The sequence below is a fragment of the Streptococcus sp. NLAE-zl-C503 genome, from assembly GCF_900104285.1.
Taxonomy (GTDB): domain Bacteria; phylum Bacillota; class Bacilli; order Lactobacillales; family Streptococcaceae; genus Streptococcus.
On record NZ_FNJT01000001.1, the window covers coordinates 16,411 to 41,236 of the forward strand.

General features: G+C 41.0%; 23 protein-coding genes. 20 read left to right on the forward strand and 3 right to left on the reverse strand.

Annotated elements, in window-relative coordinates; translation table 11 throughout:
• Nucleotides 1–60 precede the first annotated feature (60 nt).
• From BLS46_RS00070 to BLS46_RS00080, 3 genes are all read left to right on the forward strand, one after another.
• A complete protein-coding gene (locus tag BLS46_RS00070) occupies nucleotides 61–567 on the forward strand; it encodes an HAD family hydrolase (protein ID WP_257365669.1) in 507 nt (168 codons plus the stop codon).
• A gap of 146 nt (nucleotides 568–713) precedes the next feature.
• Nucleotides 714–923 carry a helix-turn-helix transcriptional regulator gene (locus tag BLS46_RS00075; RefSeq protein ID WP_001107502.1) on the forward strand — a complete coding sequence of 70 codons (210 nt, stop codon included), beginning with the start codon at nucleotides 714–716 and terminating at the stop codon, nucleotides 921–923.
• Nucleotides 913–1,386, forward strand: a complete 474-nt coding sequence (locus BLS46_RS00080; RefSeq protein ID WP_093584438.1) for a DUF6773 family protein — start codon at nucleotides 913–915, stop codon at nucleotides 1,384–1,386. Before BLS46_RS00075 ends, BLS46_RS00080 begins: the two co-directional genes overlap by 11 nt.
• 155 nt (nucleotides 1,387–1,541) lie before the next feature.
• Here BLS46_RS00080 and BLS46_RS10110 read toward each other — a convergent pair whose 3' ends face one another.
• Together BLS46_RS10110 and BLS46_RS00090 are read right to left on the reverse strand one after the other, a co-directional pair.
• A complete protein-coding gene (locus tag BLS46_RS10110) occupies nucleotides 1,542–1,898 on the reverse strand; it encodes a transposase (RefSeq protein WP_093584442.1) in 357 nt (118 codons plus the stop codon).
• Between the two features lie 33 nt (nucleotides 1,899–1,931).
• Complete coding sequence (locus BLS46_RS00090; RefSeq protein ID WP_093584445.1) at nucleotides 1,932–2,309, reverse strand: IS110 family transposase; 378 nt, start codon at nucleotides 2,307–2,309, stop codon at nucleotides 1,932–1,934.
• A 510-nt stretch (nucleotides 2,310–2,819) separates the two neighbouring features.
• Here BLS46_RS00090 and BLS46_RS00095 point away from each other — a divergent pair.
• The 10 genes from BLS46_RS00095 to BLS46_RS00140 all read left to right on the forward strand — a co-directional run bounded on the left by BLS46_RS00095 (nucleotide 2,820) and on the right by BLS46_RS00140 (nucleotide 15,040).
• Nucleotides 2,820–6,281 carry an SIALI-17 repeat-containing surface protein gene (locus BLS46_RS00095; protein ID WP_093584448.1) on the forward strand — a complete coding sequence of 1,154 codons (3,462 nt, stop codon included), beginning with the start codon at nucleotides 2,820–2,822 and terminating at the stop codon, nucleotides 6,279–6,281.
• A gap of 245 nt (nucleotides 6,282–6,526) precedes the next feature.
• Complete coding sequence (locus BLS46_RS00100; RefSeq protein ID WP_001135644.1) at nucleotides 6,527–7,225, forward strand: N-acetylmannosamine-6-phosphate 2-epimerase; 699 nt, start codon at nucleotides 6,527–6,529, stop codon at nucleotides 7,223–7,225.
• A 114-nt stretch (nucleotides 7,226–7,339) separates the two neighbouring features.
• Nucleotides 7,340–8,668 carry an ABC transporter substrate-binding protein gene (locus BLS46_RS00105; RefSeq protein ID WP_000672107.1) on the forward strand — a complete coding sequence of 443 codons (1,329 nt, stop codon included), beginning with the start codon at nucleotides 7,340–7,342 and terminating at the stop codon, nucleotides 8,666–8,668.
• A 219-nt stretch (nucleotides 8,669–8,887) separates the two neighbouring features.
• Nucleotides 8,888–9,754, forward strand: coding sequence for a carbohydrate ABC transporter permease (locus tag BLS46_RS00110; RefSeq protein WP_068981926.1), 867 nt, complete (start codon nucleotides 8,888–8,890; stop codon nucleotides 9,752–9,754).
• Nucleotides 9,755–9,769: 15 nt separating this feature from the next.
• Entirely contained in the window at nucleotides 9,770–10,609 is an 840-nt protein-coding gene (locus BLS46_RS00115) for a carbohydrate ABC transporter permease (protein WP_001183243.1), read from the forward strand.
• Between the two features lie 227 nt (nucleotides 10,610–10,836).
• The gene (locus BLS46_RS00120; RefSeq protein WP_093584454.1) at nucleotides 10,837–11,289 is read left to right on the forward strand and encodes a NanQ anomerase/TabA/YiaL family protein; all 453 of its coding nucleotides are present in this window, start codon (nucleotides 10,837–10,839) and stop codon (nucleotides 11,287–11,289) included.
• A gap of 20 nt (nucleotides 11,290–11,309) precedes the next feature.
• Nucleotides 11,310–11,954 (forward strand): YesL family protein, encoded by a 645-nt coding sequence (locus BLS46_RS00125; protein WP_093584457.1) that lies wholly within the window; start codon nucleotides 11,310–11,312, stop codon nucleotides 11,952–11,954.
• Nucleotides 11,955–12,125: 171 nt separating this feature from the next.
• Nucleotides 12,126–13,043 carry a dihydrodipicolinate synthase family protein gene (locus tag BLS46_RS00130; RefSeq protein WP_093584460.1) on the forward strand — a complete coding sequence of 306 codons (918 nt, stop codon included), beginning with the start codon at nucleotides 12,126–12,128 and terminating at the stop codon, nucleotides 13,041–13,043.
• 17 nt (nucleotides 13,044–13,060) lie between these two features.
• Nucleotides 13,061–13,945 (forward strand): ROK family protein, encoded by an 885-nt coding sequence (locus tag BLS46_RS00135; protein ID WP_093584464.1) that lies wholly within the window; start codon nucleotides 13,061–13,063, stop codon nucleotides 13,943–13,945.
• Nucleotides 13,946–14,275: 330 nt separating this feature from the next.
• Complete coding sequence (locus BLS46_RS00140; RefSeq protein ID WP_093584467.1) at nucleotides 14,276–15,040, forward strand: class I SAM-dependent methyltransferase; 765 nt, start codon at nucleotides 14,276–14,278, stop codon at nucleotides 15,038–15,040.
• 237 nt (nucleotides 15,041–15,277) lie between these two features.
• Here the strand turns inward: BLS46_RS00140 and BLS46_RS00145 are convergent, their stop codons facing one another.
• Nucleotides 15,278–16,129 carry a MurR/RpiR family transcriptional regulator gene (locus tag BLS46_RS00145; protein ID WP_093584470.1) on the reverse strand — a complete coding sequence of 284 codons (852 nt, stop codon included), beginning with the start codon at nucleotides 16,127–16,129 and terminating at the stop codon, nucleotides 15,278–15,280.
• 256 nt (nucleotides 16,130–16,385) lie between these two features.
• Here BLS46_RS00145 and pbp2b point away from each other — a divergent pair, with 256 nt between their 5' ends.
• From pbp2b to ftsA, 7 genes are all read left to right on the forward strand, one after another.
• On the forward strand, nucleotides 16,386–18,428 hold the full coding sequence (pbp2b, locus tag BLS46_RS00150) for a penicillin-binding protein PBP2B (RefSeq protein WP_093584472.1): 2,043 nt from the start codon (nucleotides 16,386–16,388) through the stop codon (nucleotides 18,426–18,428).
• Nucleotides 18,429–18,438: 10 nt separating this feature from the next.
• Nucleotides 18,439–19,035, forward strand: a complete 597-nt coding sequence (gene recR, locus BLS46_RS00155; protein ID WP_000966754.1) for a recombination mediator RecR — start codon at nucleotides 18,439–18,441, stop codon at nucleotides 19,033–19,035.
• Nucleotides 19,036–19,208: 173 nt separating this feature from the next.
• Nucleotides 19,209–20,252: a D-alanine--D-alanine ligase gene (locus tag BLS46_RS00160; RefSeq protein WP_093584474.1), complete on the forward strand. Its 1,044-nt coding sequence runs from the start codon at nucleotides 19,209–19,211 to the stop codon at nucleotides 20,250–20,252.
• 85 nt (nucleotides 20,253–20,337) lie between these two features.
• Nucleotides 20,338–21,711 (forward strand): UDP-N-acetylmuramoyl-tripeptide--D-alanyl-D-alanine ligase, encoded by a 1,374-nt coding sequence (gene murF, locus BLS46_RS00165; protein ID WP_093584476.1) that lies wholly within the window; start codon nucleotides 20,338–20,340, stop codon nucleotides 21,709–21,711.
• 22 nt (nucleotides 21,712–21,733) lie between these two features.
• Nucleotides 21,734–22,309 (forward strand): NUDIX hydrolase, encoded by a 576-nt coding sequence (locus BLS46_RS00170; protein ID WP_093584478.1) that lies wholly within the window; start codon nucleotides 21,734–21,736, stop codon nucleotides 22,307–22,309.
• A 195-nt stretch (nucleotides 22,310–22,504) separates the two neighbouring features.
• Complete coding sequence (locus BLS46_RS00175) at nucleotides 22,505–23,209, forward strand: YwaF family protein (protein ID WP_084976065.1); 705 nt, start codon at nucleotides 22,505–22,507, stop codon at nucleotides 23,207–23,209.
• Nucleotides 23,210–23,444: 235 nt separating this feature from the next.
• A complete protein-coding gene (gene ftsA, locus BLS46_RS00180) occupies nucleotides 23,445–24,821 on the forward strand; it encodes a cell division protein FtsA (RefSeq protein ID WP_084976066.1) in 1,377 nt (458 codons plus the stop codon).
• The last annotated feature ends 5 nt before the right edge of the window (nucleotides 24,822–24,826 follow it).

The window sequence follows — 24,826 nt, forward strand, 5'->3', positions numbered from 1 at the left end:
TAGAATGGAACAAGGATAAGATTTTGCAAGGCGTTCGTTTCGGATACGAAGGAAGAATATTTGGTTTTAGATAAGGCCATTTTTCAGTCGGGGCTTTGGGAAAGATTAGATCTTGGTACCATGACGAGACAAGAATTAGTACTTAAAGTTGTGTCGATGATTGGAAGGACCTATCAAAAGAAAGTCGAAGAAGTTATTTGGAATTGGCCTAGCTACATTGACATTTATACGGAAGTCTTTCCTGTCTTGTCAGAACTAAAGAAAAAGGGGCATTGCATCTTTGTCTTGTCCAATACCTCAAAGGTATTTTATGACTTGCTGGAAGAGCAGCTATCTCCTATAAAAGAACTTTTAGATGGCTTTGTCCTATCCTGTGATATAAAAGCTATAAAGCCTGATTTGGCAATGTTTAAGGAGATTCTCGATAAATACCAGCTAGATCCTACAAATTGTGTCTTTCTAGATGATATTGAGGACAATACAATGGCAGCTGAGAAATTGGGCATCAAGGCCCATCAGGTCAAGAAAAGAAGTGATGTCGTTGATATTTTGAAATCCTATATTTAAAGGTAACGCTCTCTATTTTTTGTAGTGGAGAGTTTTTTGTTAATAAAATCTTACAAAATGACATTTATATATTGCATTAAGTTAGATATATGGTATAATGTTTTTAAAAGAAGCGCAACTTTTTAAAAATGTGAAGGAGGACGCTAGTGGCTAAAAATTTAAAATTAAAATTAGCTCGGGTGGAGCGTGATTTGACACAAGGGGATTTGGCAGAAGCTGTGGGCGTTACTAGGCAGACTATAGGTTTGATTGAAGCTGGGAAATACAATCCTAGTCTCTCCCTCTGCCAGTCCATTTGCAGATGCTTAGGAAAAACATTAGACCAACTATTTTGGGAGGAAGAAGATGAAAAATAGAAAAAAACTTGTGATCAAAGATGAACGTACGGAAAAATTGGATGGAAAGATTTCAGGAGAAATTCTCTTGGGAATGTGCCTATTTTTGGCACTGGAAATTTTTGCCAAAGTTTATATTTTCAATTTAACACTTCTGTCCTATTTGCCAGAATTACTTTTATTGATCGGAGTTGGTTTGTATGCCATTATTCGCCGCATGTATGTAGGAATTGATATTCGAGATATTGTTGATAATACTGGAAAAGAAAGAATTTTATCTGCTTTGGGATTTTCTATAGTGATTTTACTGATTGATATCGTAGGTAATCGCGAGGAACTGGTCAGTCTATTGACTTGGAAGTACTCCCTAAAAGTGGTCCTAGCAGTTATCATCTATCTCGTTGGGAGTTATTCTATGGATAGAGTTATCCTATACTTGAATCGCAGAAATCAGCAAGTTTGGGAGGAAGAAGATGAAAAATAGATTTTTTTATTATCAATTATTAGACGAAAGGGAAGAGCAACTGATCGACAAAGCTGGGACAGAGTCTTTTATTTGAAAAAAGACAGTAAAAAAGCGCAAAAAAACACTTCCTGTGCGATACTGTAACTGAATTTTTTTAAGTTTAGGCGTTAGAACTATTTCCTCAGTCCTAGCGCCTTTTCTTTTTGATAAGTCTGCTTGGTGGAGAGTAGTTTGTAAATGATTCTGAGAATCTTATGAGCACAAGCAATAATCGCCTTCATCTTGCTTCCTCTTTGGGAAATTCGATTGTAACAAGAAGAAAAAGCTGGATCTTTAGAATGTTCTGCAATTAATCCCGCCATGGTCAAAGCCTGTTTGATATAGCGATTTCCTTGCGTGATGTGTGAGGATTTCTTAATGTCAGCACTTTCATAAGACCCTGGGCAGAGTCCAGTCCATGATGCTAAGTGTGCATCGGATGGAAATGCTGTAACAGTTGGTCCAATCTCAGCTAAAATAGTGCAGCACAGTTTTCGTTCACACCAGGAATGGTTTGAAGCATCCTAAGAGCTAGGAATGTAAGATGACTCAATCAGTCCACAACGTCCGAGTTGAGCAATCCATTCAGCGTCCTTCACATCTGTCTTACGATCGGGTACATTCTTGATATGTTGAGGATTGGCAAGTACTAATACTAGATTAGAATCTGAAAAGATATTAAAAAGAGGGAGCCAATATTGCCCAGTACTTTCAAAAAGGACATGTGTGACATGATTTTCTACCACCCAATCTAAGGCATTGTGAAGAGCTACAGTAGTTGTCTTAAATTTCTTCTGAATTTTCTTTGGCTTATTGCTATCTAGTGGACCATCTAGAATACAACAAACGATGGACTTTTGGTGGACATCAATGCCACAACATGTTTCAATCATGACTTCCATTATAAAAATCTCTTGTTAACTATTTGAACAATAGAACAAGAGGTTAATTGTAATTTTATTTTCACGTTCAAGACGTATTCGAGTTATCTCATGACTCTTGTTCATCCAGTTTTATGTACAGGCTAGGAAAAGCCCTATTAAAGACCACGGATTTGCATTGTTCAGCTTAATTATAAGCTAAACTTCTCTTTCTGCCTGCTTAGAGTTTTATGTTGAAATTCCTGAAAGTACTTTCTGGCAACTTAAAATATTAAATTATTCTTAAAAGTAAAATCTATTCTATATCAATTTAGCTATAAAGTTCAAAGTTTATTGTATAATGAGGGAAAGGTATTATGCGAAAGGAGGAAATTTTCCGCTGTTTGGTCAGAGAGTAAGAGCAGTGGACGTTTGAAGAATGGGAGGTCTCATTCAGTCGGTTACTTTCTTTTTACTTGTTTAGTTGGAGGCACTAAAAATTTTAAGAAAAAAAGAAAGCGCTTTATTTACAGAGAATATGAAAGGTAAAATATGAAGTATAGGGATTTTGATCGAAAACGACGATATGGCATTAGAAAATTTGCAGTTGGAACAGCTTCTGTACTAATTGGTACAGTTGTATTTGGAGTTTCGCCAGTCTTAGCCCAAGAACAGGGAAATGTAGTAGCGCCAAGTGCTGAAAATGTGGAAAAAGGCAAAGACCAATCATCAGAAGAGGCGCCTAAAGAAGATCTAGTAGCAAATGCATCCGATGCTGATAAGAATGTAGCTGGGACTGAACTTGATCAAGATAAGCTCAAGAAGCAAGTAGAAGAAAAGACAGAAAATACAACGGAAACAACTTTAAAAGAAGAGGAAGAATCAGCAGATGAGAATGCTATTCCTCGTGATTATTATTCAAGGGATCTACAAAATGCCAATCCTGTCCTAGAAAAAGAAGATGTTGAAACCAATGCGGCAAATGGTCAGAGAGTTGATTTGTCAAGTGAACTAGACAAACTAAAGAAACTTGAAAACGCAACTGTTCATATGGAGTTTAAGCCCGATGCCAAAGCTCCACGCTTTTACAATCTCTTCTCTGTATCCAGTGACACTAAGGAAAATGAGTACTTTACTATGTCGGTCCTTGATAATACAGCTCTTATTGAAGGACGCGGGGCTAAAGGGGAGCAGTTCTATGATAAATATACGGATGCCCCTTTGCAAGTACGTCCTGGCCAGTGGAACTCAGTGACTTTCACAGTTGAAAAACCGACAGCAGAATTGCCAAAAGGCCGAGTGCGTCTCTATGTGAACGGAGTATTATCTCGAACAAGTCTAAAATCTGGTAACTTTATCAAAGATATGCCAGATGTTAATCAAGCTCAACTTGGAGCAACAAAACGGGGCAATAAAACAGTTTGGGCATCAAATCTACAAGTTCGAAACCTAACCGTTTATGATCGTACCTTAAGTCCAGAAGAAGTTCAGACTAGAAGTCAACTATTTGAAAGAGGTGATTTGGAGAAGAAACTTCCAGAAGGTGCGAAAATCTCAGAGAAAGAAGACGTCTTTGAAGGGGGAATGAACAACAAACCAAATAAAGATGGAATCAAGAGTTATCGTATTCCAGCTCTTCTCAAGACAGATAAAGGAACTTTGATCGCAGGTGCGGATGAACGCCGTCTTCATTCGAGTGACTGGGGCGACATCGGTATGGTCATCAGACGTAGTGAAGATAATGGTAAAACTTGGGGGGATCGAGTAACTATTACTAACTTACGTGACAACCCAAAGGCCTCTGATCCATCGATCGGTTCACCAGTGAACATCGACATGACCTTGACTCAAGATCCTGAAACCAAACGCATCTTTGCCATTTATGACATGTTCCCAGAAGGAAAAGGAATCTTTGGTATGTCTTCGCAAAAAGAAGAAGCCTACAAAGAAATCAATGGCAAAACCTATCAAATCCTCTATCGTGAAGGAGAAAAGGAAGCTTATACCATTCGAGAAAATGGTACTGTCTACACACCAGATGGCAAGGCGACAGACTATCGCGTTGTTGTAGATCCTGTTAAACCAGCATACAGCGACAAGGGTGATTTATACAAGGGTGACCAGCTATTAGGCAATATCTATTTCACAACAAACAAAACTTCCCCATTTAGAATTGCCAAGGATAGCTATCTATGGATGTCCTACAGTGATGACGACGGGAAGACATGGTCAGCGCCTCAAGATATTACTCCGATGGTCAAAGCCGATTGGATGAAATTCTTGGGTGTAGGTCCTGGAGCGGGAATTACCCTTCGTACTGGACCACATAAAGGTCGGATTGTCGTTCCTGTCTATACGACTAACCGTACCAACCACCTCAATGGTTCCCAATCATCTCGAATCATCTACTCAGACGATCATGGTAAAACATGGCATATGGGTGGTGGTGTCAATGATAATCGTAAACTTTATGATGGTACCGTGGTTGATTCAAGCACCATGAACAATTATTATGCTCAAAATACCGAAGCTTCAGTTGTTCAGTTAAATAATGGGGATCTCAAACTCTTTATGCGTGGATTGACAGGAGATCTACAGGTTGCAACCAGTCATGATGGTGGTCTAACTTGGGACAATAACGTTGATCGCTACGATGTACCAGATGTTTATGTTCAAATGGCTGCGACTCATACGGTTCAAAATGGCAAAGAGTATATTCTCTTGGCAAATGCGAACGGTCCAGGTCGTAAAAATGGCTATATTCGAGTGGCTCGTGTAGAAGAAGATGGACAGTTGACTTGGTTACACCACCATTTGATTCAAGAAGGCGAGTATGCTTATAACTCTCTTCAACAGATCGGGCCAGATGAATTTGGACTTTTATATGAACACCATGCGCCTGGAGGTGTTCCATATACACTATCCTTCAAGAAATTCAACTGGGATTTCTTGACCAAGGATTGGATTTCTCCTAAGGAAGCAAAAGTGAAATACGCGATTGAAAAATGGCCAGGTATTCTTGCCATGGAATTTGATTCGGAAGTATTGGTCAACAAGGCTCCAACCCTTCAATTGGCAAATGGTAAAACAGCACGCTTCATGACCCAGTATGACACAAAAACCCTCCTATTTACGGTGGATTCAGAGGATATGGGTCAAAAAGTTACAGGTCTGGCAGAAGGTGCTATTGAAAGTATGCATAATTTACCAGTCTCTGTAGCGGGCACTAAGCTTTCAAATGGAATGAACGGAAGTGAAGCCGCAGTTCATGAAGTGCCAGAATACACAGGTCCACTAGGGACAGCTGGTGAAGAGGCAGCACCGACAGTAGAGAAGCCAGAATATACAGGCCCACTAGGGACAGCTGGCGAAGAGCCAGCCCCAACAGTAGAGAAGCCTGAATTTACAGGCGGAGTTAATGCTATTGAGGCTGCAGTCCATGAAGTGCCGGAGTACACAGGCCCTTTGGCAACAGTAGGCGAAGAAGCAGCACCAAAAGTAGATAAGCCTGAATTTACAGGCGGGGTTAATGCTGTTGAGGCTGCAGTCCATGAAGTGCCTGAGTATACAGGTCCTTTGGCAACAGTAGGCGAAGAAGCAGCACCAAAAGTAGATAAGCCTGAATTTACAGGCGGGGTTAATGCTGTTGAGGCTGCAGTCCATGAAGTGCCTGAGTATACAGGTCCTTTGGCAACAGTAGGCGAAGAAGAAGCACCAACAGTCGAGAAGCCTGAATTTACAGGCGGAGTTAATGCTGTTGAGGCTGCAGTCCATGAACTTCCAGAGTACACAGGTGGCGTGAATGCAGCCGATGTAGCTGTACATGAAATTGCAGAATATAAGGGTGCTAATTCGCTTGTAACTCTTGCTGCAGAAGATTATACTTACAAAGCTCCTCTTGCTCAGCAGAAACTTCCTGATACAGGGAATAAGGAGAGTGGACTCCTTGCCTCACTAGGACTAACAGCTTTCTTCCTTGGCTTGTTTGCAATGGGGAAAAAGAGAGAAAAGTAAGAGAATAGTTTTAATCATTTGGCTTTGTAAAAATAGAAGGAGATAGCAGGTTTTTCAGCCTGCTATCTTTTTCTTTTGGTTCAAGGTGTGCTAATAAGAAATTCTAAGATGTCTGAAACTACTTTCAGGATAGTCTGTTCTATAAAATAGTTTTGAAACTGAAATCTATTCCACTACAAACTATTGAAAGCGCTTAACAAATGATATATAATAAGCCCATAAGAACAAGAAAGGGAGGAAAGAGGATGCCACAGATTAGCAAAGAAGCCTTGATTGAACAAATCAAAGATGGAATCATTGTCTCTTGCCAGGCACTTCCTCACGAACCGCTTTATACAGAAGCGGGAGGGGTTATCCCCTTGCTAGTCAAAGCGGCTGAGCAAGGTGGAGCAGTCGGTATCCGAGCAAACAGTGTTCGTGATATCAAGGAGATCAAGGAGGTTACGAAACTCCCGATTATCGGGATCATCAAACGTGACTATCCGCCACAGGAGCCATTCATTACAGCTACTATGAAAGAAGTTGATGAACTGGCTGAACTAGACATAGAGGTCATTGCTCTGGATTGTACCAAACGTGAACGTTACGACGGTTTGGAAATCCAGGACTTTATCCGACAAGTCAAAGAAAAATATCCTCATCAACTCTTGATGGCTGATACCAGTACTTTTGAAGAAGGAATTGCAGCAGTCGAAGCAGGAATTGATTTTGTTGGAACAACTCTATCAGGTTATACTTCTTATAGTCCGAAAGTAGATGGTCCAGACTTTGAATTGATCAAAAAACTCTGCGATGCCGGTGTGGATGTCATCGCTGAAGGAAAAATTCATACACCAGAACAAGCCAAACAAATTCTTGAATATGGGGTACGAGGCATTGTTGTCGGTGGAGCTATTACTAGACCAAAAGAGATCACGGAACGCTTTGTTGCTGGTCTTAAATAACATAATCTCAAAACAGAGGAGAGTGGTCGATGCGTCGGATAAAATGAAAACGTATACAAATAGAAGCTTACTCACTATCCAATATGGACACGCTTAACAATTAGGAGAATACAAATGAAATTTAGAAAACTAGCTTGTACAGTACTTGCAGGTGCTGCGATTCTTGGCCTTGCGGCTTGTGGGAATTCTGGTGGAAGTAAAGATGCTGGAAAATCTGGTAGCGATAGCGGAAAAACAGAAATCACTTGGTGGGCATTCCCAGTCTTCACACAAGAAAAAACTGGCGATGGTGTTGGAACTTATGAAAAATCAATCATCGAAGCTTTTGAAAAAGCAAATCCAGATGTAAAAGTGAAATTGGAAACCATCGACTTCAAGTCAGGACCTGAAAAAATCACAACAGCCATCGAAGCAGGAACAGCGCCAGATGTACTCTTTGACGCACCAGGGCGTATCATCCAATACGGTAAAAATGGTAAATTGGCTGAGTTGAACGACCTCTTCACAGACGAATTCGTCAAAGATGTTAACAATGAAAACATCGTACAAGCAAGTAAGGCTGGTGACAAAGCTTACATGTATCCAATCAGTTCTGCTCCATTCTACATGGCAATGAACAAGAAGATGTTGGAAGATGCAGGAGTTGCAAACCTTGTCAAAGAAGGTTGGACAACTGATGACTTTGAAAAAGTTTTGAAAGCGCTTAAAGATAAAGGATATACACCAGGTTCATTGTTCAGTTCTGGTCAAGGGGGAGACCAAGGAACACGTGCCTTCATCGCAAACCTTTATGGCGGTTCTGTAACAGATAAAGATGTAACAAAATATACAACAGACGATCCTAAATTCGTCAAAGGTCTTGAAAAAGCTGCTAGCTGGATCAAGGACGGTCTATTGAACAATGGTTCACAATTTGACGGTGGAGCAGACATCCAAAACTTTGCGAACGGTCAAACTTCATACACAATCCTTTGGGCACCAGCTCAAAACGGTATCCAAGCTAAACTCTTGGAAGCAAGTAAGGTAGACGTGGTAGAAGTACCATTCCCATCAGACTCTGGTAAGCCAGCTCTTGAATACCTTGTAAATGGATTTGCAGTATTTAACAACAAAGACGACAAGAAAGTCGCAGCAGCTAAGAAATTCGTTCAATTCATCGCAGATGACAAAGAATGGGGTCCTAAAGACGTAGTTCGTACAGGTGCCTTCCCAGTTCGTACTTCATTTGGCAAACTTTATGATGACAAACGTATGGAAACAATCAGCAGCTGGACTAAATACTACTCACCATACTACAACACAATCAATGGATTTGCTGAAATGAGAACACTTTGGTTCCCAATGTTGCAATCTGTATCTAATGGTGACGAAAAACCAGCAGATGCTTTGAAAGCCTTCACTGAAAAAGCTAACGAAACAATCAAAAAAGCTACAAAACAATAAGCACTAAGTCAGATTGATTCCCCCTTTTCCCTGTGCACTAAGGTGTAAGAAAAGGGGGACTTTTGTTTGAAATGTAAGGAACTGTCACGAAATTAAAATGAAGTTCTTACATAAGCGAATCTTAAAAAAATTTCATTTTGATTTTAAAACAGTTCAAGAAAATCAAAAAATATTCTATTTGAAAGAGAGGTGCCGACTGTGAAAGTCAATAAAATTCGCATGCGGGAAACAGTGATTTCCTATGCTTTCCTAGCACCGGTGTTATTCTTCTTTGTGATCTTTGTCTTGGCTCCTATGATTATGGGATTCATTACAAGTTTCTTTAACTACTCCATGACCAGCTTTGAGTTTGTAGGCTTGGATAACTACATTCGCATGTTTAAAGATCCTGTCTTTACCAAGTCTTTGATCAATACCGTTATTCTGGTTATTGGATCAGTTCCGATTGTTGTACTCTTCTCGCTCTTTGTAGCATCTCAGACCTATCATCAAAATGCCATTGCCAGATCCTTCTACCGTTTCGTATTCTTCCTTCCTGTTGTAACAGGTAGTGTTGCCGTAACGGTTGTATGGAAATGGATTTACGATCCCCTATCAGGGATTCTGAACTTTGTCCTTAAGTCAAGCCATATCATCAGCCAAAACATTTCTTGGTTGGGAGATAAAAACTGGGCTTTGATGGCGATTATGATCATCCTTTTGACAACATCTGTTGGTCAACCGATTATCCTTTATATCGCTGCCATGGGAAATATTGATAACTCACTAGTTGAAGCTGCGCGTGTTGACGGTGCGACTGAGTTCCAAGTCTTCTGGAAGATCAAATGGCCTAGCCTTCTTCCAACAACTCTTTACATCGCGATCATTACGACTATCAACTCTTTCCAATGTTTCGCCTTGATTCAGTTGTTGACATCTGGTGGTCCAAACTATTCAACAAGTACCTTGATGTACTACCTTTACGAAAAAGCCTTCCAATTGACAGAGTACGGCTATGCCAATACTATTGGTGTCTTCTTGGCAGTGATGATTGCCATTGTCAGCTTTGCTCAATTCAAGATCCTCGGAAACGATGTAGAATACTAAGGAAAGGAGACAGTTATGCAACCTACACAAAAGAAACCTTTAACAGCTTTCACTGTTATTTCAACGATTATCTTGCTCTTGTTGACCGTACTGTTCATCTTTCCATTCTACTGGATTTTGACAGGGGCCTTCAAATCACAGCCTGATACCATTATGATTCCGCCACAATGGTTCCCTAAAATGCCAACTATGGAAAACTTCCAACAACTCATGGTGCAAAACCCTGCTATGCAGTGGATGTGGAACTCTGTATTTATCTCACTGGTAACCATGTTCTTAGTCTGTGCAACCTCTTCTCTAGCAGGTTATGTCTTGGCTAAAAAACGTTTCTATGGTCAACGCATCCTCTTTGCAGTCTTTATCGCTGCCATGGCACTTCCAAAACAAGTTGTCCTTGTACCACTCGTACGTATCGTCAACTTCATGGGAATTCATGATACTCTCTGGGCAGTTATCTTGCCTTTGATCGGATGGCCATTCGGGGTTTTCCTCATGAAACAGTTCAGCGAAAATATCCCGACAGAATTGCTTGAATCAGCTAAAATCGACGGTTGTGGTGAGATTCGTACCTTCTGGAGCGTAGCCTTCCCTATCGTGAAACCAGGATTTGCAGCCCTTGCGATCTTTACCTTCATCAATACTTGGAACGACTACTTCATGCAGTTGGTTATGTTGACTTCACGTCAAAACTTGACCATCTCACTCGGGGTTGCGACCATGCAGGCCGAAATGGCAACCAACTATGGTTTGATCATGGCGGGTGCAGCTCTTGCAGCCGTGCCAATCGTAACAGTCTTCCTTGTCTTCCAAAAATCCTTCACACAGGGTATTACTATGGGAGCTGTTAAAGGATAATACTCTGCGAGAATCAAATTCAGACAAGGTCAGCATCACCTTGCCATACTTAAGTATTGCCTGCGGTTAGCTTCTTAGTCTGGTCTTTGATTTTCATTGAGTATAAGAGAATACAGAGTTATAAGTGTCTACAAAATGTTGGGTATTTGCTTACCTTAGAGATTTTGTCAGACACTTATAAACTTAATTTATGATTTTAGTTAACTATCAGAAACGAAGGAAACAGTATGATTTTTGACGATTTGAAAAACATCACCTTTTACAAAGGGATTCATCCCAATCTAGATAAGGCTATCGACTATCTCTATCAGCACCGTAAGGATTCTTTTGAACTAGGTAAGTATGAGATTGACGGGGACAAGGTCTTTCTAGTTGTGCAGGAAAATGTCCTCAATCAAACTGAAAATGATCAATTTGAGCACCATAAAAACTATGCAGACTTGCATTTGCTGGTAGAAGGACACGAATATTCGAGCTACGGTTCACGTATCAAAGACGAGGCAGTAGCATTCGACGAAGCGAGCGACATTGGCTTTGTCCATTGTCATGAAAAATACCCACTATTGTTGGGCTATCACAATTTTGCAATTTTCTTCCCAGAAGAACCTCACCAGCCAAATGGCTACGCGGGTATGGAAGAAAAAGTTCGCAAATATCTCTTTAAAATTTTGATTGATTAAAAGAATCAGGAGGAGCAAACATGGCACAAAAAGGAGTTAGCCTAATCAAGGCAGCATTTGATACAGATAACTTTCTCATGCGTTTCAGTGAGAAGGTCTTGGATATCGTCACAGCCAATCTTCTTTTTGTCGTCTCTTGTTTGCCCATCGTGACGATTGGAGTGGCTAAAATAAGCCTCTATGAAACCATGTTTGAGATTAAGAGAAGCAGACGGGTACCAGTCTTTAGAACTTATCTAAGGGCCTTCAAGCAAAATCTGAAACTGGGTTTCCAGTTAGGTTTGCTGGAGTTAGGCATTGTGTCATTAAGCCTTCTAGATCTCTATCTCTTCTGGGGACAGACAGCTTTACCTTTCCAGATTGTGAAAGCTATTTGTTTGGGGATTCTCATCTTCCTCACTCTGGTGATGCTGGCTAGTTATCCCATCGCTGCCCGCTATGATTTGTCTTGGAAAGAAGTGCTGCAAAAAGGGCTTATCTTGGCAAGTTTTAACTTTCCATGGTTCTTCCTCATGTTAGCCATTCTCTTTCTCATTGTGATGGTTCTTTATCTATCCGCATTCACTCTCCTTTTGGGTGGGTCAGCTTTTATCCTCTTTGGTTTTGGTTTGCTAGTCTTTCTCCAAGCAGGTTTGATGGAGAAAATCTTCGCCAAATACCAGTAGGTTGAGGTGTTTCTGAAACTACTTTCAATCGTTACAGTTTCTAAAATACAAGTAGAAACTAAAATCTAAGTGTATACAAGATATTGAAAGCGATTTTCACAAGGTGTATACTAAACTTGTAAAAAATAGAACTGCTCTCAGCAGAAAAAAAGAAATCTTAGGAGAAAATCTATGTCAGATTTGAAAAAATACGAAGGTGTCATTCCAGCCTTCTACGCATGTTATGATGATCAAGGAGAAGTCAGTCCAGAGCGTACGCGTGCCTTGGTTCAATACTTCATTGATAAGGGAGTTCAAGGTCTCTATGTCAATGGTTCTTCTGGTGAATGTATCTACCAAAGTGTGGCAGACCGCAAGTTGATTTTGGAAGAAGTCATGGCAGTTGCTAAGGGCAAATTGACCATCATCGCTCACGTAGCTTGCAACAACACAAAGGATAGTATGGAACTTGCTCGCCACGCAGAAAGTTTGGGTGTAGATGCCATTGCAACGATTCCGCCGATTTACTTCCGTTTGCCAGAATACTCAGTTGCCAAATATTGGAATGACATTAGTTCTGCAGCACCAAACACAGACTATGTTATCTACAACATTCCTCAATTAGCAGGAGTTGCTTTGACTCCAAGTCTCTACACTGAAATGTTGAAGAATCCACGTGTTATCGGTGTTAAGAACTCTTCTATGCCAGTTCAAGATATCCAAACCTTTGTCAGCCTTGGTGGGGATGACCATATCGTCTTTAATGGTCCAGATGAACAGTTCCTAGGAGGACGCCTCATGGGTGCTAAAGCTGGTATCGGTGGCACATATGGTGCTATGCCAGAACTCTTCTTGAAACTCAACCAATTGATTGCGGATAAAGACCTAGAAACAGCGCGTGAATTGCAATACGCTATCAATGCAATCATTGGTAAATTGACTGCTGCACATGGAAATATGTATGGTGTCATTAAAGAAGTCTTGAAGATCAATGAAGGCTTGAACATTGGTTCAGTTCGTTCGCCATTGACACCAGTAACTGAAGAAGATCGCCCAGTTGTAGAAGCAGCAGCACAATTGATTCGTGAAACCAAGGAGCGCTTCCTCTAATCCATAAGGAGGTATTTATGACACACTACGTTGCAATTGATATTGGCGGAACCAACATCAAATATGGTTTGATTGACCAAGAAGGCCAACTTGTTGAATCGCATGAAATGCCAACTGAGGCGTATAAGGGTGGCCCCCATATCTTACAAAAGACAAAAGATATCGTAGCCAGCTATTTAGAAAAGGGTCCAGTAGTAGGTGTTGCCATTTCTTCTGCGGGGATGGTGGATCCTGACAAGGGTGAAATCTTCTATGCGGGGCCTCAAATTCCTAACTACGCAGGAACCCAGTTCAAAAAGGAAATCGAGACTAGCTTTAATATTCCTTGTGAGATTGAAAATGATGTCAACTGTGCAGGTCTTGCTGAGGCAGTATCTGGTTCAGGAAAGGGAGCGAGTGTGACACTTTGCTTGACCATTGGAACAGGTATCGGTGGTTGCTTGATTATGGATGGGAAAGTCTTCCATGGATTTAGCAATTCAGCCTGTGAAGTCGGTTATATGCATATGCAGGATGGAGCTTTCCAAGATCTCGCTTCTACGACAGCCTTGGTAGAATATGTGGCAGCAGCTCATGGTGATCCAGTTGATCAGTGGAATGGCCGACGCATTTTCAAGGAAGCTACTGAAGGAAACAAGGTCTGCATGGCTGGCATTGACCGCATGGTAGACTATCTAGGAAAAGGTCTAGCAAATATTTGCTACGTGGCCAATCCGGAAGTGGTCATTCTCGGTGGCGGTATCATGGGGCAAGAGGCTATTCTCAAACCAAAGATCCGCAAAGCATTGAAGGCGGCCTTGGTGCCAAGCCTAGCTGAAAAAACACGATTAGAATTTGCCCATCACCAAAATACAGCAGGGATGTTGGGAGCCTATTATCATTTCAAGACAAAACAATCCTAGTTTGGAACTATAGAATTAAGAAGAACACTTAATCACTATTCGAGTGAAAAGTGTTTGGCTTAATTCTTTTTTTATTGAAAAATTTGAGCCAAAGGATGTAATCGTGAGAAACTAGGAGAAAATAACCGCCTTGCATGAGAAGTTAAGGCGAGAGCAATTCTATCATCAATTTAATTGATATTTAGCTTGAGTAAATGAGAAAATGTGGAAAAGTGATATAATGAAATGGACGAGAAATTGACAAATTAGAATTTGTAAAGGTGAGAAAAATGCAATGGCAACATATTCACCTTAAATCAAAATACTATAAAATTACGAGGAGATGATAAAATGAACAATTATATAAAATTAAATGAAGATAGGTGGAATAATGTAAAAAATGACTATACTGAGCCATTGACACATGAAGAATTAGAAGAAGTTAGAAAACATCCAATTTCTGTTGCCTTAACTGTTGGGAAAAAAGTTCCGAAAGAATGGTTTGAAAAAGCAAACGGAAAAAAGATATTAGGTTTAGCTTGTGGGGGCGGACAGCAGGGTCCAGTTTTTGCTGCAAAAGGTTATGATGTCACCATAATGGATTTTTCTAAATCACAATTAGAAAGAGATGAGATGGTTGCTAAAAGAGAAGGCTTAAAAATCAATACAGTTCAAAGCGATATGACAAAACCATTTCCATTTGAAAATGAAACTTTTGATATTATTTTTAATCCGGTTTCAAATGTATATATAGAAGATCTAGAAAACATATATAAAGAAGCCTCTCGAGTATTGAAAAAGGGCGGTTTGTTAATGGTCGGATTTATGAATCCTTGGATATACATGTATGATACTGACACTGTATGGGACAAACCCGATGAGGAATTACTTTTAAAGTTTTCACTACCTTTTAATTCAAGAGAGCTTGAAGAGGAAGGCAAAATCACCATAAATCCGGAATATGGATATGAATTTAGCCATACCTTAGAAACTCAGATTAGAGGACAACTTAAAAATGGTCTCGCTATGATCGATTTTTATGAATCATGTGACAAAAGACATCGATTATCACGTTATGGAAATGACTACATCGCTACACTCTGCATTAAACTATAATCTTATAGAACATACTCCAGGAGAATAACCTTTTTATTTTCCTGAAGGGTTAAAATCTTAATCCCAGTTTGTCGAAGTAAAACAATTAAATAAAATTAGAGAGAGGAAGTAAAAGCAAATAGCAGATACTTCCTTTTTTGTTGACAAAAATTAAAAAACGGAAAGGAGGATTGGAAAGACCACCTATGAGCCGATTACCATTTCAAAACAAAACAATCCTAGTTTGGCTGGACCAAACTAGGATTTTCTAACGCGTTTTTGTCTACGATAGCCGTTGAGTTTTTTATTTTCCCAATAACTATTAAAGATTTTTTCCTTGCTATCGCGATTGATTTCCAAAAAGTAGGCATAAATCAAATCTATTAAAATGAGCATAGGAAGTTGAGCGGAAATACGCTGGATGTATGAAGATTGGCTATGACTTGCGACGAGGATTGTTTCGGTGTAGGCCTGACTATTTTTGTTTGGTGCGCTGGTAAAGAGGATGGTCTTGGCGCCCATTTCCATGGCATCCAACAAACTATCGAGGACGGATTGGGTAGTGCCTGATAGGGAAAAACCAAGTACCAAACAGTTTTCATCCATGATGCTAGTCGTCCATGCAAAGCCATCCTGATCGGTCAAAGCTTCACAGACAACACCTAGTCGCATAAAACGCAGTTTCATCTCACGGGCAATCAGACCAGAACTTCCCGTCCCAAAAAAGTAAACTCGTTCAGCATCCTCAATTAACTGAGCTACACGTTCAAGCTGCGCTTCATCGATCAAATCCTGTGTTTGTTCCCGTAGGTTGCTGTAGCTTCGAAGTACACGTTTGGTCAAAGGACTATGTTTGTGAGAATGGGTGTCCTGTTTATTGGCCTGGTGTTGGTATTGAAAAACAAATTCTCGATAGCCAGTAAAGCCACATTTTTTTGCAAAACGAGTAAGAGCAGCTTGGGAAACATGCAGTTTTTGAGTAACCTGTTGCGATGATAGATCATCCACAATCGTATCTACCTGCAAGAAATAACGAGCGATTTCCTGCTCTAACTCTGTTAATTCTTCAAAATGAAGATCAATAATAGTTGCGATATCCTGCTTTTTCATGGAGCTCCTTTTCATGAGTCAAACTCTTAAAAGTTGACGATTGCCTGCTTATTAACATCATTATATCATAGAAGATAGGATAACTAAATAAAAAGGCATTTTCAGTTAAAAGTTAAAAAATGCTTCGACTTTTCCAAGAGTTTCTCCGCAAAATATGGTACAATGAAAAGTACTGAGCTTCACCCGTTTGCTCTATTATTTTAGCTGAAAATGAAGGTGAAAATCGGAAATTTTTCTAGAAAAGAGTCTTAGTTGTATGAGAAAATTCAATAGCCATTCGATTCCGATTCGGCTTAATTTACTGTTTGCCATTGTCATCCTGCTCTTTATGACCATTATTGGTCGATTGTTATACATGCAGGTGCTAAATAAAGATTTCTATGAAACAAAATTGGCTTCAGCCAGCCAAACAAGGGTAACAACCAGTTCAGCTCGAGGGCAGATTTATGATGCAACAGGGAAACCCTTGGTAGAAAACACTGTTAAGCAGGTTGTTTCTTTCACCCGAAACAACAAAATGACAGCAGCAGAATTGAAGGAGACAGCCAAGAAACTTCTCACATATGTGAATGTAACCTCCCCTAATCTGACAGACCGTCAGATTGCAGATTATTACTTGGCGGACCAGGATATTTACAAAAAAACAGTCGAGGCTCTGCCAAGTGACAAACGTCTGGATTCAGATGGAAATCGCTTATCTGAAGCGACTCTCTACAATAATGCGGTTGAAAGTATTGACGTGAGTCAACTCAATTATACAGATGACCAGAAAAAGGAAATCTATCTCTTTAGTCAGCTCAATGCTGTTGAAAATTTTGCGACGGGAACCATTTCTACGGATGCCTTAGATGATACCCAAGTTGCTCTCGTTGCATCAGCGTCCAAGGAATTACCAGGCATCAGCATTTCAACCTCATGGGACCGAAAAGTACTAGACACATCTCTATCGTCTATCGTCGGTAGTGTTTCAAATGAGAAGTCCGGTCTTCCAGCTGAGGAAGTTGACGCTTATCTCAAGAAAGGCTACTCTCTCAATGACCGAGTGGGAACTTCTTATCTTGAAAAGCAATATGAAGATGTTCTCCAAGGCAAACGCTCTGTCAAAGAAGTGCATCTCGACAAACACGGAAATATGGAAAGTGTGGAGAATGTCGAGGAAGGAAGCAAAGGAAACAATATCAAACTAACGATTGACCTAGCTTTCCAGAATGGTGTGGATGACCTACTCAAGAGCTACTTTAACTCGGAGTTGGGTAACGGTGGAGCAAAGTATTCTGAAGGAGTCTACGCTGTAGCCCTAAATCCTAAAACCGGAGCGGTTCTAGCCATGTCTGGTATCAAGCATGATGTCGAATCCGGTAAATTGAGCTCAGACTCCCTAGGGACAGTTACCAATGTCTTTGTGCCAGGATCTGTCGTCAAGGCGGCAACCATCAGTTCTGGTTGGGAAAATGGAGTTTTGTCAGGCAATCAAACCTTGACAGACCAGCCGATTGTTTTCCAAGGTTCAGCTCCTATCAATTCATGGTATACCTTGTCCTACGGTTCTTTTCCTATCACAGCGGTTGAAGCCTTGGAATACTCATCCAATACCTACATGGTGCAAACAGCTTTGGGAATTATGGGACAGACCTATAAACCCAATATGATGGTAGCGACGGGTCAACTAGAGACAGCTATGGGCAAATTGCGATCAACCTTCGGGGAATATGGACTCGGAGCTTCAACAGGGATTGACCTTCCAGATGAATCAACAGGATTTATACCAAAAGAATTTGATTTGGCCAACTATCTAAATAATGCTTTTGGTCAGTTTGACAACTACACACCTATGCAGTTAGCCCAGTATGTCGCGACCATTGCAAACAACGGCGTACGATTGGCTCCCCACATCGTTGAAGGCGTTTATGGAAACAATGACCAAGGTGGCTTAGGTAGTCTAGTTCAAGAAACAGCTACCAAGGAAATGAACAAGGTTAATATCTCAGAAGCAGATATGGCTATCTTGCAACAAGGTTTCTATCAAGTTTCTCATGGAACGAGCGCTCTGACAACTGGTCGTGCCTTTTCAAATGGCGCAGCCGTTTCCATCAGTGGAAAGACAGGTACTGCCGAAAGTTATGTTAATGGCGGCCAAAAAGCCAACAATACCAACGCAGTCGCCTATGCACCGACCGAAAATCCCCAAATCGCTGTCGCAGTCGTCTTTCCTCATAACACTAATCTTACAAACGGTGTCGGACCTTCGATTGCACGCGACATTATCAATCTTTATCACCAACACCATCCAATGAATTAGAAAGGAACTTATGCTGTATCCAACACCTATTGCCAAGCTGATTGATAGCTATTCAAAGTTACCAGGTATCGGGATTAAAACGGCTACCCGCTTAGCCTTCTATACTATTGGAATGTCTGATGACGATGTCAATGAATTTGCCAAAAATCTCTTATCTGCTAAACGGGAATTGACCTATTGTTCCATCTGTGGTCGCTTGACCGATGATGACCCTTGCTCGATCTGTACAGATCCGACTCGTGATCAGACAACAATCTTAGTGCTAGAAGATAGTCGCGATGTTGCAGCTATGGAAAACATCCAAGAATACCACGGACTCTATCATGTCTTGCATGGTCTCATTTCTCCTATGAATGGCATCAGTCCAGACGATATCAATCTCAAGAGTCTTATGACCCGTCTCATGGATAGTGAGGTTTCAGAGGTGATCGTGGCAACCAATGCGACAGCAGATGGAGAAGCGACATCTATGTATCTCTCTCGTCTTCTCAAGCCAGCTGGTATCAAAGTCACTCGTCTAGCACGAGGACTAGCCGTGGGAGCAGATATCGAGTATGCGGATGAGGTCACACTCTTACGAGCCATTGAAAATCGGACAGAGTTGTAGGAGTAAACAAATTTACGAACTCAATTCATTTATACAAGAACGGGGAGACCGAGTTTGTCGTTATCGGTCTCTTTTTATATTTCTTTACTACTAGTACCATGTTCAAGTTTCAAAAAAGAAGTAAATATGATATACTAAGGTGCGAGTATTCTATTAGAAAATAGGACAGTAATATGAAACAAACAATTATTCTTTTATACGGTGGGCGGAGTGCAGAGCGTGAAGTCTCTGTCCTTTCAGCTGAAAGTGTTATGCGTGCGGTCAACTACGACCGTTTCACAGTCAAGACTTTCTTCATCAGCCAGTCAGGTGACTTTATCAAAACGCAAGAATTTAGCCAGACTCCAGGTCAAGAGGAACGTCTCATGACCAATGCGACCATTGACTGGGACAAGAAAATCGCGCCAAGTGCCATATACGAAGAAGGTGCAGTAGTCTTTCCAGTTTTTCATGGCCCGATGGGAGAAGATGGCTCTGTTCAAGGATTCTTGGAAGTCTTGAAAATGCCTTATGTAGGTTGCAACATCTTGTCATCCAGTCTTGCCATGGATAAAATCACGACTAAGCGTGTTTTAGAATCAGTAGGAATTGCTCAAGTTCCTTATGTGGCCATCGTTGAAGGCGATGATGTGACCTCTAAAATCGCTGAAGTTGAGGAAAAGTTGACTTATCCAGTCTTTACTAAGCCATCAAACATGGGTTCTAGTGTCGGTATTTCTAAGTCTGAAAATCAAGAGGAACTCCGTCAAGCATTGAAACTTGCCTTCCAATATGACAGCCGTGTCTTGGTTGAGCAAGGAGTAAATGCCCGTGAAATCGAGATTGGTCTCTTGGGCAACTACGATGTGAAGAGCACGCTTCCTGGTGAAGTGGTCAAGGATGTTGCCTTTTATGACTATGATGCCAAGTATATCGATAACAAGATTACCATGGATATCCCAGCTAGAATCAGTGATGATGTGGTAGCTGTCATGCGTCAAAATGCAGAAACAGCCTTCCGTGCGATTGGTGGTCTCGGTCTGTCTCGTTGTGATTTCTTCTATACAGATAAGGGCGAGATTTTCCTAAACGAGCTCAATACCATGCCAGGTTTCACCCAGTGGTCTATGTATCCACTACTTTGGGACAATATGGGAATCAGCTACCCAGAACTAATCGAGCGTTTGGTTGACCTTGCTAAGGAAAGCTTTGACAAGCGCGAAGCGCATTTGCTATAAAAATGAAAGAGAGGGTAGAAGCCAGAACCGCCACCTGCTAGGTGAATGAAGTTCTCGGACTTCAACCCTTTTTAAAGGAGTAGAAATGAAATTAACAATCCACGAAGTAGCCCAAGCTGTTGGAGCTAAAAATGATGTTAGTCTTTTTGCGGACGTTCAGTTAGAAAAAGCTGAGTTTGACAGTCGTTTGATTGGGCCAGGTGATTTGTTTGTGCCACTCAAAGGTGCGCGTGATGGTCATGACTTTATCGAAACAGCTTTTGAAAATGGTGCAGCAGTAACCCTCTCTGAGAAGGAAGTAGAAGGTCATCCCTACATTCTAGTAGACGACGTGTTGTCTGCCTTTCAAACCCTCGCTGCCTACTATCTTGAAAAAACAGCGGTTGATGTCTTTGCAGTGACGGGTTCAAATGGCAAGACAACGACCAAGGATATGTTAGCGCACTTGCTATCAACAACCTACAAGACCTACAAAACTCAAGGAAATTACAATAACGAGATTGGCCTTCCTTACACGGTTCTTCACATGCCTGAGGGGACAGAAAAGTTGGTCTTGGAGATGGGGCAGGATCACTTGGGAGATATTCATCTCTTGTCTGAATTAGCTCACCCCAAGACAGCCATCGTGACCTTGGTTGGAGAAGCCCATTTGGCCTTTTTCAAAGACCGTTCTGAGATTGCTAAGGGGAAAATGCAAATTGCAGATGGTATGGCTTCAGGTTCCCTGCTTTTAGCACCAGCCGACCCTATTGTAGAGGCCTACTTGCCTACTGATAAAAAGGTGGTTCGTTTTGGTCAAGGAGCAGAGCTAGAAATAACAGACTTGGTTGAGCGCAAGGATAGTCTGACCTTTAAAGCTAATTTCTTGGGACAAACCCTCGATTTGCCAGTGACTGGTAAGTACAATGCAACCAATGCTATGATAGCTGCTTATGTGGCTCTACAAGAAGGAGTTTCAGAGGAGCAGATTCGTCAGGCTTTCCAAAATCTTGAATTGACTCGTAACCGTACCGAGTGGAAGAAAGCTGCCAACGGAGCAGATATTCTGTCAGATGTTTACAATGCCAATCCAACAGCCATGAAGCTAATTTTAGAGACTTTCTCTGCTATTCCAGCCAATGAAGGGGGCAAGAAAATAGCAGTTTTGGCGGATATGAAGGAACTTGGTGACCAATCTATCCAACTCCATAACCAGATGATTCTGAGCCTATCGCCAGATGTGCTTGATACTGTTATTTTCTATGGAGAAGACATTGCTGAATTGGCTCAACTGGCCAGTCAAATGTTCCCAATCGGCCACGTTTATTACTTCAAAAAAACAGCTGGCGAGGACCAATTTGAAGGCCTTGTCAAGCGGGTTAAGGAAAGCCTCGGTGCCAATGACCAAATCCTGCTTAAAGGCTCTAACTCCATGAATCTAGCCAAGTTGGTAGAAAGTTTAGAAAACGAATGCAAGTGATTTTACCCAGTATCTGCAAAGAATGCTAGCCATTACGGATACTGGATTAATCTTTACAAAAGATCCTTTTGACCGCGAGCGCTACGAGGACTTGCGAAGTCTGTTTAGCGAAATGTTGAATCAGGTATCAGATCTCAATGCAGAAGAAGTGGCAGAAGTCTTGAAACCAACTTCCGCTTACGTGACTCCTCTGATGGACGTCCGTGCTTGGATTGTTGAGGATGAAAAAGTCTGTTTAGTTAGAGGAAAAGGAGAGGATAGTTGGGCTTTGCCAGGTGGATTTGGTGAAGTCGGCTATTCTCCAACTGAAAATATTCTCAAGGAAATTGAAGAAGAAACCGGTTTTACAGCAAAAACTGAAAGGTTACTTGCAGTTTTTGATACCAATCGTTTCCAACTACAGAGCAAACAATATGCAAAGTTTGTGTTTGAATGCCAACTTTTTGACGGACAATTTCAAGAAAATCAAGAGATTGCTGACCTTCAATTTTTTGCCATTGACCAACTGACAACCTTGTCTGAAAAGCGCATCACCAAGGAGCAGATGGAGATTCTTTGGCAGGTTTATCAGGGACAAAGAGAGCAATATATTGATTAGGTTATGCTAGAGAAGTCTGCAAATCAAAAAAGGGTGTCTGCAAGGTGCATTTCTGCGAGACAAATGATATAATAGGTTGCGAATTTAAGTCGCAAGTATTCTATGCATGGTATAGAATCAAGCTTTTTCAAAAAAATTAAAAAGGTCGAGCAGTGACTTTTCTACTGCTCCGGCTAGATGAACGAGGAATAGAATATGAATTTGTGGGAACAATTATTTACCACACAGATATCAGAACCGCCCCAGTTTGAACTCCACTGGTATATTGGTTTGTTATGTTTATTGGCTCTTACTTTCTATGCTTCTTATCGCTTTCGCGACAAGGTGGCTTACCAGCGCTTTATTCAGATCCTTCAGTCTCTTCAATTGATTGTTCTGTATAGCTGGTATTGGGGGAATCAAATGCCCTTATCAGAAAGTTTGCCCTTCTATCATTGCCGTATCGCCATGTTTGTCATGCTCTTGATTCCAGGGACTTCCAAGTACAAGCAATACTTTGCCCTTCTAGGAACCTTTGGAGCAACAGCAGCTCTGGCTTACCCACTCTTTGACCCTTATCCGTTTCCGCATGTGACCATCCTGTCCTTTATCATCGGGCACGTGGCACTTTTGGGGAATGCGCTCCTATACTTGTTTAAGAATTATGAAGCTTCCCTGCTCAATTTGAAAAATGTGACAGTGATTACATTTTCTCTAAATGCCTTGATAGGTGTTGTCAACTTGGTTGTAGGTGGAGATTATGGATTTTTAAATAAACCACCACTAGTGGGGAATCACGGACTATTGGCTAACTACCTCATCGTGTCCAGTGTGTTGGTAGCAGCTATCAGCTTGACTGCAAAAGTAGTAGAGGTCTTTTTGCAACAAAGAGCAGAAAAAATGATTCAAGAGAAAGCCTAAGAAGGCCTTCTCTTTTTTTGATTAAATATGCAAAATATAGCTGTAAGGATATAAAAATAATGATTGCTCCTGAGAAAATTATTTAAAAGACTTTTACAAAAAACCTAGAGGAAATTTATGAAAAACTAAGCACGATTGGATTTTTTGTGTTATAATATTTTGTGAATAGCTGTGTCTCGTCACAGTTATTGAAAATAGAAGTGAGAAACTTGGAAGACAGAGAGGATGCAATGTAATGACTAGAGATGGTTTTTTTACAGGCTTAGATATCGGAACTAGCTCCATCAAAGTGCTGGTTGCCGAACATAGAGATGGTGAAGTAAATGTAATTGGCGTTAGCAATGCCAAGAGTAAAGGTGTCAAAGACGGGATTATCGTTGATATTGAGGCTGCTGCTTCAGCAATTAAATCCGCAATTTCCCAAGCAGAAGAGAAGGCAGGAATTTCAATCAAGTCTGTCAATGTTGGTTTACCAGCAAACCTCTTGCAGGTTGAACCAACTCAAGGAATGATTCCTGTAACATCAGATACAAAAGAAATTACAGATCAGGATGTTGAAAATGTTGTCAAATCAGCTTTGACAAAGAGCATGACTCCTGACCGTGAAGTGATTACGTTCATTCCTGAAGAGTTTATCGTGGATGGTTTCCAAGGTATTCGTGACCCTCGTGGCATGATGGGAGTGCGTTTGGAAATGCGTGGCTTACTTTACACAGGACCTCGTACCATTCTTCATAACCTTCGTAAAACCGTGGAGCGTGTGGGAATCCATGTTGACAACGTCATCATCTCACCATTAGCGATTGTAAATTCAGTTCTCAACGAGGGAGAACGTGAGTTTGGCGCGACAGTGATTGATATGGGTGGTGGGCAGACTACAGTTGCAACTATTCGCAATCAAGAATTGCAATTTACAAATATCTACCAAGAAGGTGGAGAATATGTCACTAAAGACATTTCCAAAGTCTTAAAAACTTCCCAAAAAATCGCAGAAAGTTTGAAACTAAACTATGGTGAAGCTTATGTTCCACTAGCAAGTAACGAGACTTTCCAAGTAGAAGTCATTGGTGAAGTAGAGCCTGTTGAAGTGACAGAAAGCTACTTGGCAGAAATTATTTCAGCACGTATCAAACATATTTTTGATCAAATTAAACAGGAGTTAGACAGAAGACACTTGTTGGATCTACCAGGTGGTATCGTTCTGATCGGCGGAAATGCGATTTTACCAGGAGTTGTCGAATTGGCGCAAGAAGTGTTCGGTGTTCGAGTGAAACTCTATGTGCCAAATCAAGTGGGAATTCGCAACCCTGCTTTTGCACATGTAATCAGCTTGTCTGAGTTTGCTGGTAAATTGACAGAAGTGAATCTCCTGGCTCAAAAGGCAGTCAGAGGAGATGAATTCCTTCGCCAGAAACCAATTAATTTTGGTGTTTCAAATCAAAGTGTGACACCGATTATACAAACAACTCCAGTGCAACCAGCTACTGCAGCAACTGAAATCACATCTGACAGTGGCCTTGCTCCAAGAGACGAATTCCAAGCAAGTTCTCAAGATAAACCGAAATTAACAGACCGTTTCCGTAGCTTGATCGGAAGCATGTTTGATGAATAAAAATG